This is a genomic window from Inquilinus sp. YAF38 (assembly GCF_052113205.1).
GTDB lineage: Bacteria > Pseudomonadota > Alphaproteobacteria > DSM-16000 > Inquilinaceae > Inquilinus.
The window spans coordinates 1-2187 of the sequence record NZ_JBFRCU010000195.1; the positions used below are offsets into that span (position 1 = coordinate 1).

Annotated in this window: 3 protein-coding genes; 1 reads left to right on the plus strand and 2 read right to left on the minus strand. The window is 69.9% G+C overall.

Going from position 1 to position 2187, the window contains the following annotated elements:
• Positions 1–85: 85 nt before the first annotated feature.
• The gene (locus tag AB4Z01_RS36135) at positions 86–451 is read right to left on the minus strand and encodes a cupin domain-containing protein (RefSeq protein ID WP_441701668.1); all 366 of its coding nucleotides are present in this window, start codon (positions 449–451) and stop codon (positions 86–88) included.
• A 133-nt stretch (positions 452–584) separates the two neighbouring features.
• Here AB4Z01_RS36135 and AB4Z01_RS36140 point away from each other — a divergent pair, with 133 nt between their 5' ends.
• The gene (locus AB4Z01_RS36140; protein WP_441701670.1) at positions 585–1616 is read left to right on the plus strand and encodes an MBL fold metallo-hydrolase; all 1032 of its coding nucleotides are present in this window, start codon (positions 585–587) and stop codon (positions 1614–1616) included.
• Between the two features lie 257 nt (positions 1617–1873).
• Here AB4Z01_RS36140 and AB4Z01_RS36145 read toward each other — a convergent pair.
• A partial coding sequence (locus tag AB4Z01_RS36145) for a hypothetical protein (protein WP_441701672.1) occupies positions 1874–2187 on the minus strand: 314 nt, incomplete at its 5' end.

Sequence of the window (2187 nt, forward strand, 5' to 3'; positions counted from 1 at the left end):
GGACTGCGCGAGATCCCGTGTCTGCGCAGCAGCACTGCGTGCCGCAGCGCGCACGGGATGACGGCTGATTGATGAGGTTTCGACCTCACACCCACACGTCGTTCTGCGCCGTCCTTTCCCCGCCCTCGTGGCCGGTGTTGAGGGTGCCGCGGGGCTCGATCAGCATCAGCTTGACCTCGCCTTCGGCGCAGGGCTTGTGCTCGATGCCCTTCGGGACGACGAACATCTCGCCCGGGCCCAGCCGCACGGCGCCGTCGCGGAAGTCGATGCGCAAGGTGCCCTCCAGCACCAGGAAGGCCTCGTCGGTCTCCGCATGGTGGTGCCAGAGGAAGTCGCCCTCGAGGCGGACGATCTTGAACTGCAGCTCGTTCATCTCGGCGACCACGCGCGGCTGCCATTGGTCGGTGAACAGGCTGAACTTCTGCGCCAGGTTGATCGGGGCATAGGGCATCGGGGGCTCCTTTCGGGTGGACCGCAGATGTGGCCCGGCCGGCCCGCAGGATCTTGTATCGCCGTGCGGCCACAGCCCGGCCCCGCGCAACAATCGCTTGGCGGCGCCGCCGGAGATGGCGAGGATGCGCGCCATGGACGCACCGACCCTGACCTATCCCCACCCCACGGCGCTCGAGCCCGGCGTGCCGGTGGAGGTGGCGCCCGGCCTGCTGTGGCTGCGCTTCCCGCTGCCGATGGCGCTGAACCACGTCAACCTCTGGCTGATCGCAGACGACAATGACGGCTGGCTGCTGGTCGACGCCGGCATCGGCAATGCCGCCTCGCGCGAGATCTGGGAGAGCCTCCTGGCCGGGACGCTCAAGGACAAGCCGATCCGCCGGGTGCTGGTCACCCACATGCATCCCGACCATATCGGCCTGGCCGGCTGGCTGTGCGAGCGCTTCCGGGCGCCGCTGACCATGACGCTGGCGGAATACGCCACGGCCCGCGCCACCTGGTCGGACGACCGGCCCGAGGTGGCGGCCGCGCATGCCGCCTTCTACCGCGCCGCCGGGCTGCCGGCCGATGCGGCGGAGATGGTGGAGGCGCGCGGCAACGTCTATCGCCGCGGCGTCTCGCCGATCCCGGTGGCGGCCCGCCGCATCCGCGACGGCGACTCGCTGGCGATCGGCGGCCGGACCTGGCGGGTGATCGTGGGCGAGGGCCATTCCRGCGAGATGGCCTGCCTGTACGACGCCGAACGCGGGATCCTGATCTCGGCCGACCAGGTGCTGCCGAAGATCAGCCCGAACGTGTCGGTCTGGCCGTCGGAGCCCGATTCCGACCCGCTGGCGGATTTCCTGCGCAGCCTGGCCGTGCTGCGGCAATTGCCGGCGGAGACGCTGGTGCTGCCCTCGCATGGCCTGCCCTTCTTCGGCCTGACCGAGCGGATCGACTGGCTGGCCGCGCATCACGCGGAGCGGCTGGCCCTGACCCGCGAGGTCTGCCGCGCCCCGGCGACGGTGGCCGAACTGATGACGGCGATGTTCCACCGCGCGCTGGACCGGCAGCAGATGATGTTCGCGGTGGGCGAGGCGACCGCCCATCTGAACCGCCTGGTCGCCGCTGGCGACCTGGCCCGGGACACTGGGGCGGACGGGGTGTGGCGGTTTCGGCGGGTCTGACCGCCTGAGAAGAGAGGGGTGGAGAAGAGAGAAGGGACCTCAATTCTCTTCCTCTTGATCGTCATTCCCGCGAAAGCGGGACTCTCTATCCGGAAGGCGTGACGAGATCCCCGCTTTCGCGGGGATGACGAGGTTTTGAAGAGGCCAAACGCGCGCAGACGCGCGCAGCCCCTCCCCCAGCCCCTCCCGCAAGGGGAGGGGGAGAGTGGAAGGCTGGGCCGGCTGGGAATGAACGGGCGTGAGCCACGCGGCGGCGATCAGCTGCCGTCCGGCGCGTGTTCCGGGCTGTCCGGCTCGTCCTCCGGGTCGTCGTCGTCCTCGTCCGGTTCTTCCACCCAGGGCGTCCCGTCCAGCCGGGTGCGGGTGTCGTTGTCGAACCAGTAGAACGGGCCGCCCATGATGGACTGCTTGCGCGAATAGCGGGCGTAGTCCCGTCCGGTGCGCGGCCAGAAGCGCAGCCCGTGCTCGTCGTTCACGCTGTCATCCTTGGCCGGCGCCTGGGCCGTGGCATCCGGGTCGGCCATCAGGATGAATTCGGGCTGGACGTCCATGTCGCGGCAGAGCCGGAGGA